Here is a 15472-nt window from a genome sequence, read left to right as displayed (position 1 = left end):
GCTTCCACTATACACCCACTCATGCGAGTTGGGTAAATCTTGCGGAATGTTTTTTCTCGATTTTGACGCGTCAAGGACTCCAGCAATCCGTGCACCGATCCAACAAGGAGCTTGTCCGGTTCCTCAAAGACTTCGTGAGCGAATATAATAAGACCTGCGGCCCGTTTGTCTGGACGAAAGGTCCTGAGAAACTGCGGCGGATCATTCAACTAACTAAGTCTTATCAAATCCAAACGCACAGTCACTAAGCTAAGGAAACGGTGCACTACATACCTATTTTGAGCTGTAATCTGTTGACTTACAACAAATAAACAAAAAAAGATAGCAATTTTTTTACAACAAATTTCACGTTCAATTTTTCGAGTTTATTTTAAAAGTTGTTCAATTTTTTTCGGAAATTGTTTGAATTCCTCTTCAACGTAGCCCACAGTTGCAAGTACAATTTTGCCATCTTTGTCAATCAAATAATTTCGTGGAATACTTTGTTTGGCAAACATATCGAAAATTTGTCTATTGGGGTCTGAATACATTGGAAATGAAAATGTATTGAATTTCTCAAGCTCAGGGTAGGTATGGTTACGACCAATCACCAGCAATACAAAATTTTTATCTTTAAATTTATTGTAGATTTCCTTTTCAACCTCTGGCAGCTCGATTCCGCAAGGTCCACACCAAGTAGCAAAGAAATTAATCATTACAACTTTTCCTTTCAAGTCATTAATATTCAACACGCTACCATCTGATTTAGTAATTGAAAATTCGGGAACTTGTTCTCCCACTTTGGCTATACTAAATTCGTCTTGAGCAATTAAATTACTCACTATCAAGCAAATAATAAATAGGGCAATCGTTTTTTTCATGAGTGTAAATGTTTAATTTATTCCACGGTACAAGAGCAGATGCCCTTTTTTGTTGTGTTTTTTCTTATCTTTTCCAACCGCTTTTATTGCGTAAAAATAAACAGCCTTCGATGGCTAGCTGCTGCGGCGCAGCGGGGAGAACCTGTGGTAAAACCCGCACCGTGTCGAGGGCTATTTCACCGATCTCGCAAGTCAACCCGCGACGCCTGCCGTCTCGTCGCCTGTATCACCTCCTCGTATCGCTTGGGGTCGATCTCTCGCACCTTACGCATGGTCTCGGCGGGCATAGCTTTGATGTTCGTGAACCCTTGCAACGCGAGTTGCGAGCGGTCTTGCGACATATCGGCTTCCTTCATGGCCATCATGACCTCGCGGGTTGTCATGCCCATGCTCTTCGCCGCCTGGGTGTAATTGCTTCCGGGATAGGGCCGCCCGACCCGAAGGCCGGACGACGCCCCCCACTGATCCGGACGAGCGCAATTAACGCATCCGGTTCCTCGGGGTTGTGGTTTCATTGCATTTTGGAGTGTATGATGCGAGCAGGAAATAAGGGGAAGACACTCAGCATGCCTTGGAACCGTTCCCAGTTCGGGCTGCTGCTGCGATTGCGCCGCTGTAGCCACCTACGCCACAACTTTGCCACTTCATACCGCAGCCGTGACAGCATGCGGATGTTTCCAGTGACTCCGTAGTAGCCGTCATGACCACGCAGCTTCTCGTTGAGCTTGCGCTGCTGCTCCTTCATGGGCAGGTGACGGTGTTCCATCCCCCATTCCTTGATCGGTTGCAGCGTCCGTCGGAACCGCCCCTTGGCGGTTTTCTTCATCACCACCTGATTGCCCTTCTGTGACCTCCCCCAGTAATGGGTGAAGCCAAGGAAGTCGAAGGTCTCCGGTTTTTCACCGACTCCTCCAGTCCGCGATGGCCGCCCGAAGCGCACCAACCGCGTTTTCTCAGTATTGATCTTCAGCCCGAAACGAGCAAACCGCTTCGCGATCACCCGCTGGACTTTATGGACATCCTCCAATCGCTCGAAGCCCATGACAAAGTCATCGGCATATCGCACCATGAAGGTTCTCCCCTGACATGCGGACTGAACTGATTCCACGAACCATTTGTCCAGCACCTCGTGCAGATAGATGTTACTGAGCTGTTCTTGGGGACGTATGCGCGCTTGACCGGCGGTGCTTGGTAGCTGCCGCTCTTGGCCCGAGTTTGCAGGTCCCGCAGATTCTCCACGAGGTTCTCACCGTATTGGGCGACTGTCTGACCGTCGATTCCCGTCGCGGCGTTCTTGCGCACTTGACGGTAGGCTTCGCACATCCAGTTCAGATCCATATGGTGGCTCAACGCAGTCAACGGCTCCTGCCGAAACTTCTGCGCTGCCAATACTATCCGTTGTCTTCTGGTTGACACGCTTTTCATGATCTCTGTGTTTCAAATGGTGTTTCCGACAACGGGTCCACAACCCCGGTATCCTCCTTTGCTACTCACAGGCTTCCTCGGGATGGTTTGATTCGCTGCGCTCACCCCTCGCGGGGCTCGCCTCCGGGGACTCTATGTCCGCTGCGCTTCCATTCCCTGCTTTCAACCGCTACTATGAAGATACTAAGACTGCCTCTGTCCATCTCTCGCGCCTTCGCATTCCGCTCGGCGTCTGATACCACGCTTGCTTCCTCTTTCTTGGCGACCACTGGCGAGAAGCACGCCAATGATCCAGGATCTTGTTGAGCCGGTGTGATCCAAATCCGGCTGATGTCGTGGAAACAGGAGGCTCTCCCAGCTTCCCTGGAAACCCTATTTATCGCTCTGCCCTGCCCTCAGACCCCGGGCGGACCTCCACGCCAGACCATTGCGGCGCTTCGGTGTTGCCTCCGCTATTCCTAACACGAAGGCTCCCCCGTCAATAAGCATTTCGAGGCTCAATCACACGGCTTTACGACCTGCTGCCTACGCTTGGAGACGCCATTTCTGGACGCCGACCAAGGCTCGCTTCCGGTGGGTGGTCAGCCCTTTCCGGGCGGGTTGGTTCCCGCCGGGTTTCAATAAAGTCTTTCAGTCGCTCGTTAGTTTGACGTTCTCCTTTCGGTTCATGGTTTTGGTTTACGAGCGCCATCCCCGTCTCTCAGGGCTTTGGCTGGCGCCAAGGAAATTGCTTTTGGGGTGAAGGCCGTTGAGAAAGCTCATGGGTGGACCGGAGGGCGGGAAAAAAAAGGGGGGGGCTGCCACCCGGACGACGGCATGCGCCTCACTGACGAATGGCTCGAAGAGCGGCTCAAGTTCTATGGCGAGATCGGCATCCCGCTCGAAAAACTCCATATCCTTGATGTGCCGGATGGCGAGCGCGCGTTCTATTCGAAAAAGACCTACGACATCGAATACGAGTTTCCCTTCGGCATCCAGGAACTCGAAGGCGTGGCCTATCGCACCGACTACGACCTCGGCGTGCATGAAAAGGGCGCCGGCAAGTCGCTCGTGTATTTCGATGAGGAGACCAAGGAAAAATTCCTGCCGCACGTCGTCGAGCCGTCCGCCGGCTGCGACCGCACGGTGCTCGCGCTGATTTGCGAGGCCTTCGACGAGGAAACTCTAACCGACGAGAAAGGCAAGGAGGACGTCCGCACCATCCTCCGCTTCGTCCCGCGCATGGCACCGATCAAGGTGGGAATTTTCCCGCTGCTCAAAAAGAACGAGGAGCAGGTCCGCATTTGCCGCGAAATCCAAAAAACCCTGCCGCCGTGTCTGTTAGGGCGGGTGCGCTGAGGCCGGGTCCCGGAGGTGCCCAGAAAGATGCCCGCCTGCTCCGCCTGCCAGAAGGCCGGTCCGGCCCCCGGCATCGGGCGCAAGTGCCCGCATTCGGCTAAATTCCTCGCCGTGGAAGATTCGGGTTTCACAGACTGAACCGCAAGCACGAACCGCTTGACTCGCAACGCGGCGGATTTAATGTCTGCGCTCGAAGCACCCCCGACGATCACCTGTAACCATCACCACCATGCACAAGATCCGCGTTTTAACCAGCATCCTCCTTCCCCTCTTCGGCAGCGCCTTGTTTGCCCAGAACACCCCACCACCGGCACCTCCGGCACCCGCCAACCCGCCCGCGACCGCACCGGCAGAACCGGTCGACATGATTGCCGTGAGCTACATCATCGGTGCCGACCTCGGCCAGAAATTGCGAACGAACAGCGTTGATGCCAGCCTGGACAACCTGATCGACGGCATCAAGGAAGCGCTCGCCGGCACAGAACCTAAATATTCGCAGGAAGAGCAGCAGAAAATCATGACCGCCTTCCAGAACGAACTTCGCGTCAAAATGGAGAAGAAGCAGGCCGAACTCGCCAAGAAGAACACCAAGCTCGCGGGGGAATTCCTTGCCGAGAACGGCAAGAAGGAAGGTGTCATCACCACCGCCAGCGGCCTGCAGTATCAGGTGATCAAGGAAGGCAATGGCCCGAAGCCGGTAAAGACCGACAAGGTGAAGGCGATTTACAAGGGCCAGCTCATCAACGGCACCGTCTTTGATGATTCCCGCGGACAGCCGCGGGAGTTTCCTGTGAGCGGCGTGGTGCCGGGCTGGCAGGAGGCCCTCCCGCTGATGGCCATGGGTTCGAAGTGGAAACTTTTCGTTCCCCCGAGCCTCGGTTATGGAGACAAGCAGCGCGGCCCCGTGATCGAGCCGAGTTCCGTCCTCGTCTTCGAGATCGAACTTGTCGAGATCTCCAAGGCCACCAGCGCCGTCACCCCTCCTGTTACGGTCGCCCCTTCCGGCGCCGCCCCGGTCAATCCCAACGCACCGCCGAAGAAACCCGCCGTCGCCGTATCGCCGCCTATTTCCGCCCCTCCGCACAAGCAAGAGGGTGGCGGTGCGCCGAAGACCGACGAAAAGAAGCAAGAGTAACGAACATCACATCCAAGCGCTTGTATTAGCCGGGATGATCGCCCACCAGCTCGGCATGAAGATCGCGCAGAGGATAGGAAGTCTAGTCGGGCGAGCGAGACTGAGTTATGAAAAGCTCTACGACCTGCTAGCGGTCCATCTCATAAAATCCCGCAATCTTGAGGATTCTGCCGCCTTTAATCCGGATTCGAGGCACGTTCAACGGGACAAGCGAACCCGGAAATCCCCTGTGGAATCAGGCATCCTAGCCTTAACCTGACGCGAATGGGACGTGACCAAGATCACAGCCTTCATGAACAACCCGCGGCGCTGGCACGGCATGAAGGTTTCCGACTATCTGCCGAAGCAGCCCGTCCCGGACACCCTCGACTGGGACACCTGGCTGGCGACGGCGCAATTTCACGAATACAACAAGGGATACATCAACGGCGAGTGGCGCTCGTGGTATGACTTCGGCAACGGCGCGCTCGGCGAGTGGGGCGCGCACATCTTCGACACCGCCCACCAGTTTCTCAATCTCGGCCTGCCGACGGAGGTGGACCCGTTGCTGCTGGAAGGCCACAGCCCGTTCATTTTCCCGCAGGCGTCCACGCTCGCCTTCCGGTTCCCCGCGCGCGGCGCGATGCCGCCGGTGAAACTCACATGGTATGACGGCGTGAAAAACCTGCCGTCCCTGCCGGAAAACATCGGTGCGGCGGTCGTGGACAGCGACATCCCGCCGCCATCCACCGGAAGGTGGAAACCAAGGCGCGGCCACCCGGCAAGGTCATTTACGGCGGAGACCTCGCCAGCACCCTGCAGATCCTCGGCCCCAAGGCCGCTGAGATGAAGTCGAGCCTGCCGGAAATTCCGAAAAGCCCGTCCAACCATTTCAAGAATTTCCTGCTCGCCTGCAAGGGCCAGGAAACCTGCCGCTCATCGTTCGCGGTGGCCGGTCCGCTTTGCCAGTCGATGGCGCTCGGAGTCCTCGCCCTGCGGGTGAACGCGAAGCTGGTCTTCGATCCCGCCTCCAAACAGATCACCAACCACAAGGTCGCCAACGAGCTGCTGGCCGGCGCTCCGCCGCGCAAGGAATGGGAGCAGTTCTTCAAGCTCCGATCCGCAGTCGGAGCCCGTTTCAAAAGCAATTTCTTGGCAGTTGGCTCTTTCCGCGGCGCGGGACAGGCTGTTACATCTCCGCGCATGGCAGCCGCTTCCCTCACCCGCAATTGTTCCGCGATCCTCGTGGCGGCGGGTTCGAGCCGGCGGATGGGCTTCGACAAGCTCGCCTCGCCGCTGGCCGGAATCCCGGTCTTGCGGCGGACGCTCAACGCGTTTCTCGCCGCGGATTCCATCGCGGAGATCGTGGTCGTTTGTCCTGCGGAACGCTGGGAACTGGTGGGCGGCGGGTTTTCCAAACCTGTCAGACGCGTGGACGGCGGCACGGACCGGCAGGATTCCGTGGTGGCCGGGCTGGCCGCCCTATCAGCGCAAACGGACCTCGTCGCGGTGCATGACGGCGCGCGGCCGCTGGTCGCGGCCGCGGACATCGACCGCTGTGTGGCGGCGGCGGTTGAATTCCGCGCGGCCGCCCTCGCCCGACGCGTGACGGAAACCTTGAAGCGCTCCGACGCGGCGGACTTCAGCGCGGGCGCGGTTTCGCGGGAGAATCTCTGGTTCATGGAAACCCCGCAGGTCTTCGATGTCCCGCTGCTGTTGGAGGCCTACGAGGCGGTGGCGGCGCAAGGCCTGGCGGTGACGGATGAAGTCTCGGCCATGGAAGCCATCGGCGTGCAGGTGAAATTCATCGAGTCGATCCAGCCGAATTTGAAAATCACCACCCCCGCGGATCTCGCGCTGGCGGAAGCACTTTTACGATGAGCAAGGCAATCTACGAATGGCGGCAAATTCCCGGCGGACCACGGCTGGCGGTCGCGACGGTGGCGGACTCCGAGTGCGCGGCACTCTCGATCTACATCCCCGCAGGCAGCCGTGACGAATGGAACCTGCCGGCCGGTCTCGCCCACTTCGTTGAGCACATGGTTTTCAAAGGCACCGTCCGCCGCAGCGCGCGCGAGCTGAGTTTTGAAATCGAAAACGCGGGCGGACAACTCAACGCCTGCACCTCGGAGGACCAGACGGTTTACGAAGGCCACGGCGAGGCGGACCTGATGCCGCTGCTCGCCGACGTTCTATCCGACATGGTCTGGCACGCGACGTTTCCCGAGCCGGAAATCGGGCTGGAGCGCGAGGTCATCGGCGAGGAAATCACGATGTATCGGGAAGCGCCGGCGGACCACATCGGCGATCTTATTTCGAGCGCCTTATGGGGCGGCCACCCACTGGGGAACGCGATTTCCGGCTCGCTGGAATCGATCGCGAAAATCGACCGTGAAGTTCTAATGGATTTCCGCAACCGCCACCATTTCCGCAACGACGTGGTCATCGCCGCTGCCGGTCCGTTCACTCTGGACGAGGTGATGGCGATGGTTTCGCCGCACCTGCCGAAGGAATTCCACGCGCCGGACAAAGCGGTCCCGTTCGACCGGACGACAGCGGTCCCGCAGACGATCGCGGAGGCGCGGGAAACCGACCAGCTCCAGCTCGCGCTCGCCTGGCACACGCCTGGCCGGCTCTCGGAATCCCGCCACGCACTGCGGATGCTGAGCATGATGCTGGGCGAAACCGCGAGTTCGCGACTGTTTCTCGAACTGCGCGAGGAACGCGGGCTTTGCTATCAGATCAGCAGCGACGTGACCTTCTTCGACGAGACCGGAGCCTTCGAAATCAGCGCCGGACTCGACCCGGAATCGCGCGACGAGGCGCTCGCCTGCATCCGCCGTGAAATCGACGACCTTGTGGCTAACGGCCCGCGCCCCGGCGAGCTCGACCGGGCGAAACGCCTGACCATCGCCCAAAGCAAGCTCGCCTTCGAGACGACCGGCTCCCACGCCGGCTGGGCGGGCGAGGGCCTGCTCGACTTCGGCCACATCCCCGCGCCCCTGGACTGGCGGGCCAAGGTCATGGCGGTGACGGACGCCGACGTGCAAGCCATCGCCCGCGAGGTTTTCCTCGGCCGCGAACCTGCCATGGCCGAGATCGGCGGGCTGGAATCCGATGGATAGAAAATATTCCCGTGCCGCATTCCTTCCACCCGTTCACGCAAGAGCACTTCGTCGCGCTCGGCATCGGCGTGGTTGCTGCAACCGCGTTCCTCCTCGTCGGAAAACGCGGGGGAAATCAACGGAACCTCGCGACCGCGCTGCTGGCCTTCCTCAACCTGAGCGCCTATCCGCTCGGCCAGGCGGCGTGGCTATCGTTGGACGCGCCGAAATCCATCGACAACATTCTGCCGCTGCATCTCTGCGACATCGCGGCGATCACGGCGGGCTTCGCCTTGATCACCAAGCGCCCGCTGCTCTGCGCGCTGACGTATTTCTGGGGGCTTGCAGCGACCTTGCAGGCGCTCATCACCCCGGCGATCACCGTCGGATTTCCGCATCCGCCCTTCGCCATGTTTTTCATCCATCACTTCGCGGTGGTCACCGCCGCACTCTATCTGCCGCTGGTGGAAGGCTGGCGTCCGCCGCAGCCGGTTTGGAAAAGCCCGCTCGTCATCTCCGGCTGGTCGCTCGGCTACCTCGGCATGGCGATGTCGGTGAACGGCGTGCTGGGCAGCAATTTCGGCTTCGCCTCGCGCCCGCCGGACAACCCCAGCCTGATCGACCACCTCGGCCCGTGGCCCTGGTATCTGTGCTCGATGTTCGCAATCGCGCTGCTGTTCTATTTCCTGCTCGTGCTGCCGTTCGCAAAACGACCCGGAAAGTGACAGAACAGGATCGGGTGCAACTCGCCCCCAAGGAACGGCGGTATCCGACCGCCGGGCGCATGGATAGCCCATGCTTGGCGGCTTCCCTCAGCTCATGATCACCTCATGCACATGGGCGGACGGATTCCGCCCTTCCTTGCTGCTGACCACCCGTTTCCGTGACACTCAACCTCGTCTTCATGCCGACGATCCGTCGCCCATCGAATTCCGCCAGAAATCCAGGCGCTCCCGGATGCGTTTCTCCATGCCCTGGTCGCCGGGTTGATAGTAAACTTTCCCCTCCGGCAAATAAGCCTGTGGAATGTGGGCACCCTCGTAATCATGGGCGTAAAGATACCGCATTGACTCCTCGGGCTCGCCGGATGCCGCGGCGAGTTTCTTGCGGGTGTTCGTCCGCAAATGCACCGGCACGGCGAGCGTGCGGCCGTTTTCCACGTCGTCCATCGCCCGGCCCAGCGCGGCGTAGGCGGTGTTGGATTTCGGCGCGGTCGCCAGATAGACGGTGGCGTGCGCCAGCGGAATCCGGCCCTCCGGCATGCCGATGAATTCGAAAGCCGCGTGCGCGTCCATCGCCACCCGCAGCGCGTTGGAATCGGCTAGGCCGATGTCCTCCGAGGCGGAGATCACCAGCCGCCGCGAGATGAAACGCGGGTCCTCGCCGGCGTGCAGCATCTTCGCCAGCCAGTAGAGCGCGGCGTCCGGATCGGAGCCGCGGATCGACTTGATGAAGGCGGAAATCGTGTCGTGGTGCGCGTCGCCGTGGGCATCGTAAACCACCGCCTTGCGCTGGATGGATTCCTCGGCCACCGCCAGGGTCAGGCGCACCGCGCCGTCGTCATCGGGGGTCGTTAGGACCGCCAGCTCCAGCGCGCTCAACGCCTTTCTAACGTCACCGTCGGATTTCTCCGACAAGTGCCGCAACGCTTCGGGGGCGGCGACCACCTGGTATGCGCCCAGGCCGCGCTCCACGTCGGATAGAGCGCGTTCGAGGACGCCGATGACGTCATCCACCGGCACCGGCTCGAGCTGGAAAATCTGCGACCGCGAGACCAGCGGCGAGTTCACGTGGAAATACGGGTTGTGCGTCGTCGCGCCGATGAACCTGACGACTCCCCGCTCGATGTGCGGCAGCAGCACGTCCTGCTGGGCTTTGTTAAAACGGTGGATCTCGTCGATGAAAAGGATGGTCGTCTCGCCGCGCAAGTCGCGCCAGGTCCGCGCTTGGTCGATCTTCGCCCGGATCTCCGCGACGTTGGATTCCACGCCGTTGAGCGATTCAAACCGCGAGCCGGTCGTCCGCGCGATCACGCTGGCGAGCGTGGTTTTCCCGGTGCCGGGCGGCCCGTAAAAAATCAGCGAGGTGAAGCGGTCCGACTCGATCGCCCGCCGCAGCAGTTTCCCCGGCGCGAGGATGTGCTGCTGGCCGGCCACCTCTTCAAGCGAGCGCGGCCGCATCCGCGCCGCCAGCGGTTCGGCGGGGTTCGGCTTGTCGGTCAGGGCGGCGGGGGTGGTGAAAAGGTCGGACACGGCGGCGGTCCGGCAACATCGCCGCGGACCGCCCGCCATTCCAGCCCATATTCCTCCCTTCGATTTCCAAATTTCCAAGTTTCCTTAACTTCAAACCCCGATTTCATCGCTTATGGCCGGTTTTGGGACCATCTAAAGCTTTCGTTATCCTGATTTTCAGGCAATTTGATTTCGTTCTGAGGCGCTTCGGCACCGAGGAGCTCTCAGCCAAGACGCCGAGTCCACACAAGTTCGTTTTTGATTTCCGGGGGGACGTCAACCGAACAGGACAAAGCCGAGTGGCTCTGAAAAAAGCGCGCGTTGCGAGATCCGGGGGGATATCCAACGCGCGCTTTTCTTTTGTCCATGCGCGGGGACGAGACGTCCATCCCTTCTATCAATCCTTCCGGTCTCCTCGCATCGCCCCGGTCGGCCTTCGCAACGGCCATTTCGGCACTCTCCACGCCTATTCCGGCATTCCCACGTCACTCCGCCTTCATCTTGGCTCGCGGCGACCGGTGATCGCCGCTACGCTACTCACCCGTCTCGTCGCTCTCAACCACGAGTGCGCCGCCGAGGAAAAGCGCGGCCTCATCCGCTACCTCCGCCCGGAGTATCAGCGTGGCGGCGATCACCGGTCGCCCAGCCCGCCGGAGGCAAGCATCCAAGAAGACCTCACCGGAACGGAAACCTCCGAGCATTCAAAATCCAACATCTCTCCCGGCGTGGCCAGAAAGGCTGCCCGACCAAGTCGCCGACTGGAGAGGAACCGTTTGAACTACGCCGAAGAGCCGCAGTCATCCACTGGGCTGAAAAGAGCGGGCTGAGCGTCAAAGGATTCGTAAAGGCATTGGACTGTAGCGGCGATCACCGGTCGCCGAGTCTGGATGGCGATCCTCCGCCAGACATCGGAACGATTCATCCCCGCCCGCTAGAAAACCCTGACCGCAGCGGCGATCACCGGATCCTCCCACGCCTCGACAATTTTGCGTTCGTCAGGATTCAGCGCGTCGATCTGGCAGCGTTTGGCGAAATTCGCGCGGCCCGTGTCGTCGATGACCACCGCGACATCCGGCGTGATCCCCTTGCGGTGCGGGGTGTTTCCCGATGGCGTGTGATAGGTGGCGATGGTCAACCGCAACGCCGTGCCGCCGCCCAGCGGGATGATGTTCTGCACGGAGCCCTTGCCGTAGCTGACCTCGCCGACGACGGTGGCGCGCTTCAAATCCTGGAGCGCGCCGGCGGTGAGTTCCGAGGCGGAGGCGGACATCCGGTCGAGCAGGACGACGAGCGGATAGTCACGCTTCCGGCGTTGGCGGTCCGGGGTTTTCAGCGGTTCCGCCGACTCCCCGTCCCGGCCGCGGGTGGTGACCACGGCGGTGTCGGGCGGCAGGAAGAGGCCGAGGATTTTCACGGTTTCGTTCAAATCGCCGCCGCCGTTTTCGCGGAGATCGAGGACCAGGAATTTCATGCCGCTGTCTTCGAGTTCGTCGAGGGCGGCTTCCATTTCACGAGCGCAGCCGCTGCCGAAAGTCGCCAGGCGGACGTAGCCGGTCCCGCTTTGCTTGTTCCAGATCTTCGACTCGGCGACCGAGCGCTGCTCCACCACTCGATGAACGAGCGCGACCTCGAACGGTTGAGGGGCGGCCGGCGACTTGAGCAAAAAACGGGTGGTCTCGCCCGCGGCACGGCGCAGCGGTCCGAGCAACTCGGAAAAATCCACGCCCTGGGTTTTCCGCCCGTCGATTTCCAACAGCCCCGAGCCGGGTAAAACGCCGGCAAGCGCCGCCGCGCCCAGCGGTGAAACGGCCGCGATGTAAGGCCCGTCATCGCGCAAACCGAGGGTCATCCCGAGCGACGGCAGTTCCGGATTGAGATCCTTTTTCTCCTGCATCTGCCGAGCCATTTCCGGGTGGATGAACGAAGAGTGCGGATCGAGGCTGGCGAGCATTCCTTCGAGCGCGTGGTTGACGAGCCGGTCGTAAGCCAGCCGGTCCGCATCCGGGTGGCGCTTGCGGACCGCTTCGAGGACTTCCACGAAACGCTCGATCGCCGGATAAACCGCCTCGTCGGGATCCGGCGGCGCGGCGAAAGCGACCGAGCTGATCCCGCAAAGCAAGCAGACGAATTTCATGGCCGCAGAGGTAACATTTGCAGCGGCGGGCGATAGAGAAAAATGATCGGCCGCCGCCAGGGATTTTTAAAATAATTTCGGTTGCGGGAAAGCGGGCTCGGAGTAGTCTCCTCCCGACTGCTGTGTACGACTATTTTGGTAGCTGGCCCGAACCGATATGATTGAACCGGGGTCATCTTCCGATGGACGATGTCACGCCTTTTCAGGAAGACGGAAAACCATTGGACGACCCCACTTATTGAGTTTACGGAACGTGGCTCACAGCGCCAAGGACGGCACAGCGGTCTTCTTTTTTCATGGCTTGATTTGACCCGGCCCTGCATGGTCTCGCGCGTGATGCGATTTGCAGTGCTTGGCAGCGGGAGCGGGGGAAATGCGGCGGTCGTCGAGTGCGGCGGGCTGCGGCTGATGATCGACGCGGGACTGAGCGCGAAGCAGTTGTCGCTGCGGCTCCAACAGGTGGGAATCGACCCCGCGTCGCTCGACGGGATCTTGCTCACCCACGAGCACGGCGATCACGTCCGCGGGCTGAAGGTTTTCCTCAAACAGAACCCGGTGCCGGTGTTCACCACGCCGGCCACCGCGAGAGTGGTGCGGGAGTCCGGGATCGAGGGCGGGACGTGGAAATTTTTCGAAGCGGGCCAGGTGTTCGCCATCGGCGGCATCGCGGTGGAGACCTTCGCGATCCAGCATGACGCGGTGGACCCGGTGGGCTTCGTGGTCGGGCACGACACGCGGCGGCTGGGATTCCTATCAGACGCGGGGTTCGTCACCCGCAGCATGACCGAACGGCTGCGCGGGCTGGACGGGATTTTCGTGGAGGCCAACTACGACGAAGGCCTGCTGGAGGCGGACACCAAGCGGCCGTGGTCGATCAAACAACGGATCAGTTCGCGGCACGGGCATTTGTCGAACGGCCAGGTCACCGAGTTGATCCGCGACATTTCCCACCCGGCGCTCGGGCGGGTGGTGCTCGGCCACTTGAGCTCGGACTGCAACACGCCGGAGACCATTCTATCCATGCTCCGGAACTGCCTCGCGGAGCTCGGACACGGCCACGTCGGCCTGCACTGCGCGGGCCAGCACGAGCCGACGGATTGGTTTCAATTTTAAGGGAACGTCTGCCAGACCACGAAAGCGGCGGTGAGCAACACCAGCCCCGCGAACGCAAGCCGCAAGGTTCTTTCCGGAACCCGCGACGAGATTTTCCCGCCCGCCAAAACCCCGGCCACCGCGATCAACGAGAAGACCGCCGCCAGCAACCAAGGCGTGGGAGCGTCGCCAAGATGGCTGACAAATCCCGACGCGGAATTGGCCGCGATGATGGCGAGCGAGGTGCCGGTGGCCACGCGGATCGGCAGGCGCGCGAATTTCACCAGCGCGGGCATCAGCAGGAAACCGCCGCCCACGCCGAGAAATCCGGTGAGAACCCCGACTCCCGCGCCCGCGAGCAGGCATCGCGCAGGGTGGCACTCCGGCTCCGGCTGAAGCAGGGATTTCCGCGGCACCAGCATCCGGATTCCTAACACGATCATCAGTCCGGCGAAGGAAAGCATGATTACCGCAGGCGGAACCAAGGGCGTCAATTTCGCGCCGAACACCGCGCCCACCATGCCGGAAAGCGCGAACATGCCGGCGGCTTTGAAATATACCTCCCCCGCCCTCGCGCGCTGCCAGGCGCCGGCCAGCGCCGCCGCGCCGACGATGAGCAGACTGAGCCCCACCGCATCGCGCGGCGGAATCCCGGCGAGATAGACCAGCACCGGCAAGGTCAGGATGCTGCCGCCCGAACCCGTTAGGCCGAGCGCGAGCCCGATGCCGACGGTACCTAGCAGCGCCAGGGCGTTCATGATTTCAGCTCCGCATGGATTTCAGCATAACCGCCATCGACGTGCACGACATCGCGGCCCTGGCTGGCCAGGTAGGCGGCGGCGATGCCGGCCCGGAGGCCGCTGCCGCAATGAACGAACAGCGGCGAACCCGACGGCACTTCATCGAGCCGCGCGGCGAGCCGGGTGTAGGCGATGTTCTTCGCGCCGACGACGTGGCCAGCGGCGAACTCATCCGCCCCGCGCACGTCGAGCACGTGCTTGCCGGCCTGAAGCTCCCGCGTGGAAATTCTCGGATAGCTGGAAACGAGACCGCTGGCGGATAGAGCTTCGTTTGCAGGAATCCACGCTTCCACCCGTTCCAGCCCGATGCGGACCAACTGCCGCACCGCTTCATCCAGCTGCGCCTCGTTTTCCAAGACCAGCAGGATGCGGGCGGCTTCATCGACATAAGATCCGGCGGCGACGGGCAGCTTGCCGCCCGGCATCGGCGCGAAAAGCGAGCCACGCAGATGTTTCTCCGCGAAGGCCGCGCGGTCCGCCCGCAGGTCGAGAACGACCCGGTCCTTTTGCCCGATCCACGGGTCGAGTTCGTCCACATCGATCCGGCTCGGGGCCGGGAGCTTGCCATCCGGCAAAAGCGCGGGACCGAGTCGGTTGTCGCGCTTCATCCGGGCGAAATAGCGCGGCGGCTCGGGCTGGCCGTGGAGGATGTCGCTCACGAACTTGTCCTCGCCGGCGGTCAGCGCCTCGCGGAAGGCCGGGTTGAATTTCCTTTCGTAACCCAGAACGCTGTTAGGAATCGCGCCGAGCGCCTTGCCGCAAGCGCTGCCCGCACCGTGCGCGGGGAGGATTTGCAGATGCGCCGGCAAGTCCGCCGTCGCCCGCAGGCTGGCGTAAAGCGTGCGAGCGCTGGGCTCCATGACTCCCGCCTGGCCGGCGGCGCTCTCCAACAAGTCAGGACGACCGACGTCGCCGACGAAGATGAAGTCGCCGGTCAGCAAGGCCATCGGCTCGTCCGCGCCGCCGCCAGTGTCGGTGACGAGAAAGCTCATGTGCTCGGGCGTGTGGCCTGGTGTTAGAAGCGCCTTGAATTCGATGTTTCCGACGCGGAAGACGTCGCCGTGTTTGAGAAAACGGGCGTTGGCACGGCCTTTCGCCCACTCGAACTGCCAGTCCGGCCCGCCTTCTTCCGAGAGATAGCCGGTCACGCCGTGGCGCTCCATCAGCTCGCGGGCGCCGCTCAGGTAGTCGGCATGGATGTGGGTGTCCGCGACGGCGGTGATGCGCAGGTCGTTTTCCGCGGCGACCTGGAAATAGCGGTCGAGATCGCGCTCCGGATCAATGAGGACCGCCTCACCGGTGCGCTGGCAGCCGATGAGATAGGCGTTTTGCGCGAGCGCGCAATCGGTGATTTGACGGAGAAACATGACGGTG

At 61.2% G+C, this 15472-nt stretch carries 15 protein-coding genes; 8 read left to right on the top strand and 7 right to left on the bottom strand.

Annotation, left to right across the window (positions count from 1 at the left end):
- Positions 1-365 precede the first annotated feature (365 nt).
- The 3 genes from AC4DF4_RS07615 to AC4DF4_RS07605 form a co-directional block, all read right to left on the bottom strand.
- Positions 366-860 (bottom strand): TlpA family protein disulfide reductase, encoded by a 495-nt coding sequence (locus tag AC4DF4_RS07615; RefSeq protein ID WP_490047519.1) that lies wholly within the window; start codon positions 858-860, stop codon positions 366-368.
- A 176-nt stretch (positions 861-1036) separates the two neighbouring features.
- The gene (locus tag AC4DF4_RS07610; RefSeq protein ID WP_490047518.1) at positions 1037-1375 is read right to left on the bottom strand and encodes a hypothetical protein; all 339 of its coding nucleotides are present in this window, start codon (positions 1373-1375) and stop codon (positions 1037-1039) included.
- Complete coding sequence (locus AC4DF4_RS07605) at positions 1372-1986, bottom strand: reverse transcriptase domain-containing protein (RefSeq protein WP_490047517.1); 615 nt, start codon at positions 1984-1986, stop codon at positions 1372-1374. The genes AC4DF4_RS07610 and AC4DF4_RS07605 overlap by 4 nt, the downstream gene beginning before the upstream one ends.
- A 1115-nt stretch (positions 1987-3101) precedes the next feature.
- Here AC4DF4_RS07605 and AC4DF4_RS07600 point away from each other — a divergent pair.
- The 6 genes from AC4DF4_RS07600 (at position 3102) to AC4DF4_RS07575 (ending at position 8566) form a co-directional block, all read left to right on the top strand.
- A complete protein-coding gene (locus AC4DF4_RS07600; protein WP_490047516.1) occupies positions 3102-3623 on the top strand; it encodes a hypothetical protein in 522 nt (173 codons plus the stop codon).
- A gap of 229 nt (positions 3624-3852) precedes the next feature.
- A complete protein-coding gene (locus AC4DF4_RS07595; protein ID WP_490047515.1) occupies positions 3853-4758 on the top strand; it encodes an FKBP-type peptidyl-prolyl cis-trans isomerase in 906 nt (301 codons plus the stop codon).
- Positions 4759-5029: 271 nt separating this feature from the next.
- Complete coding sequence (locus tag AC4DF4_RS07590) at positions 5030-5587, top strand: hypothetical protein (protein WP_490047514.1); 558 nt, start codon at positions 5030-5032, stop codon at positions 5585-5587.
- On the top strand, positions 5494-6618 hold the full coding sequence (gene ispD / locus AC4DF4_RS07585) for a 2-C-methyl-D-erythritol 4-phosphate cytidylyltransferase (RefSeq protein ID WP_490047513.1): 1125 nt from the start codon (positions 5494-5496) through the stop codon (positions 6616-6618). The genes AC4DF4_RS07590 and ispD overlap by 94 nt, the downstream gene beginning before the upstream one ends.
- Positions 6615-7862, top strand: a complete 1248-nt coding sequence (locus tag AC4DF4_RS07580) for a M16 family metallopeptidase (RefSeq protein ID WP_490047512.1) — start codon at positions 6615-6617, stop codon at positions 7860-7862. The genes ispD and AC4DF4_RS07580 overlap by 4 nt, the downstream gene beginning before the upstream one ends.
- Before the next feature lie 11 nt (positions 7863-7873).
- Positions 7874-8566, top strand: a complete 693-nt coding sequence (locus tag AC4DF4_RS07575) for a YwaF family protein (RefSeq protein WP_490047511.1) — start codon at positions 7874-7876, stop codon at positions 8564-8566.
- A 177-nt stretch (positions 8567-8743) separates the two neighbouring features.
- Here AC4DF4_RS07575 and AC4DF4_RS07570 read toward each other — a convergent pair whose 3' ends face one another.
- On the bottom strand, positions 8744-10093 hold the full coding sequence (locus tag AC4DF4_RS07570) for a replication-associated recombination protein A (RefSeq protein ID WP_490047510.1): 1350 nt from the start codon (positions 10091-10093) through the stop codon (positions 8744-8746).
- Between the two features lie 497 nt (positions 10094-10590).
- Between AC4DF4_RS07570 and AC4DF4_RS07565 the strand changes: the two genes are divergently transcribed.
- A complete protein-coding gene (locus AC4DF4_RS07565) occupies positions 10591-10899 on the top strand; it encodes a hypothetical protein (RefSeq protein ID WP_490047509.1) in 309 nt (102 codons plus the stop codon).
- Between the two features lie 104 nt (positions 10900-11003).
- Here AC4DF4_RS07565 and AC4DF4_RS07560 read toward each other — a convergent pair whose 3' ends face one another.
- On the bottom strand, positions 11004-12206 hold the full coding sequence (locus tag AC4DF4_RS07560; RefSeq protein WP_490047508.1) for a S41 family peptidase: 1203 nt from the start codon (positions 12204-12206) through the stop codon (positions 11004-11006).
- 336 nt (positions 12207-12542) lie between these two features.
- Here AC4DF4_RS07560 and AC4DF4_RS07555 point away from each other — a divergent pair, with 336 nt between their 5' ends.
- Complete coding sequence (locus tag AC4DF4_RS07555; protein WP_490047520.1) at positions 12543-13319, top strand: MBL fold metallo-hydrolase; 777 nt, start codon at positions 12543-12545, stop codon at positions 13317-13319.
- Here the strand turns inward: AC4DF4_RS07555 and AC4DF4_RS07550 are convergent.
- Together AC4DF4_RS07550 and AC4DF4_RS07545 are read right to left on the bottom strand one after the other, a co-directional pair.
- On the bottom strand, positions 13316-14056 hold the full coding sequence (locus AC4DF4_RS07550) for a sulfite exporter TauE/SafE family protein (RefSeq protein WP_490047507.1): 741 nt from the start codon (positions 14054-14056) through the stop codon (positions 13316-13318). The two genes, AC4DF4_RS07555 and AC4DF4_RS07550, sit on opposite strands and share 4 nt — an antisense overlap.
- On the bottom strand, positions 14053-15465 hold the full coding sequence (locus AC4DF4_RS07545; protein ID WP_490047506.1) for an MBL fold metallo-hydrolase: 1413 nt from the start codon (positions 15463-15465) through the stop codon (positions 14053-14055). The genes AC4DF4_RS07550 and AC4DF4_RS07545 overlap by 4 nt, the downstream gene beginning before the upstream one ends.
- Positions 15466-15472 lie beyond the last annotated feature (7 nt).

This window comes from Luteolibacter sp., assembly GCF_058122085.1.
This window is presented reverse-complemented; position numbering and strand designations above follow the sequence as displayed.

Bases quoted from the DNA above. Each gene is read 5' to 3' on its own strand.
- AC4DF4_RS07555 (WP_490047520.1), top strand. From the start codon at position 12,543: ATGCGATTTGCAGTGCTTGGCAGCGGGAGCGGGGGAAATGCGGCGGTC.
- AC4DF4_RS07545 (WP_490047506.1), bottom strand. From the start codon at position 15,465: ATGTTTCTCCGTCAAATCACCGATTGCGCGCTCGCGCAAAACGCCTAT.
- AC4DF4_RS07595 (WP_490047515.1), top strand. From the start codon at position 3,853: ATGCACAAGATCCGCGTTTTAACCAGCATCCTCCTTCCCCTCTTCGGC.
- AC4DF4_RS07580 (WP_490047512.1), top strand. From the start codon at position 6,615: ATGAGCAAGGCAATCTACGAATGGCGGCAAATTCCCGGCGGACCACGG.
- AC4DF4_RS07600 (WP_490047516.1), top strand. From the start codon at position 3,102: ATGCGCCTCACTGACGAATGGCTCGAAGAGCGGCTCAAGTTCTATGGC.
- AC4DF4_RS07610 (WP_490047518.1), bottom strand. From the start codon at position 1,375: ATGAAACCACAACCCCGAGGAACCGGATGCGTTAATTGCGCTCGTCCG.
- AC4DF4_RS07615 (WP_490047519.1), bottom strand. From the start codon at position 860: ATGAAAAAAACGATTGCCCTATTTATTATTTGCTTGATAGTGAGTAAT.
- AC4DF4_RS07550 (WP_490047507.1), bottom strand. From the start codon at position 14,056: ATGAACGCCCTGGCGCTGCTAGGTACCGTCGGCATCGGGCTCGCGCTC.
- AC4DF4_RS07560 (WP_490047508.1), bottom strand. From the start codon at position 12,206: ATGAAATTCGTCTGCTTGCTTTGCGGGATCAGCTCGGTCGCTTTCGCC.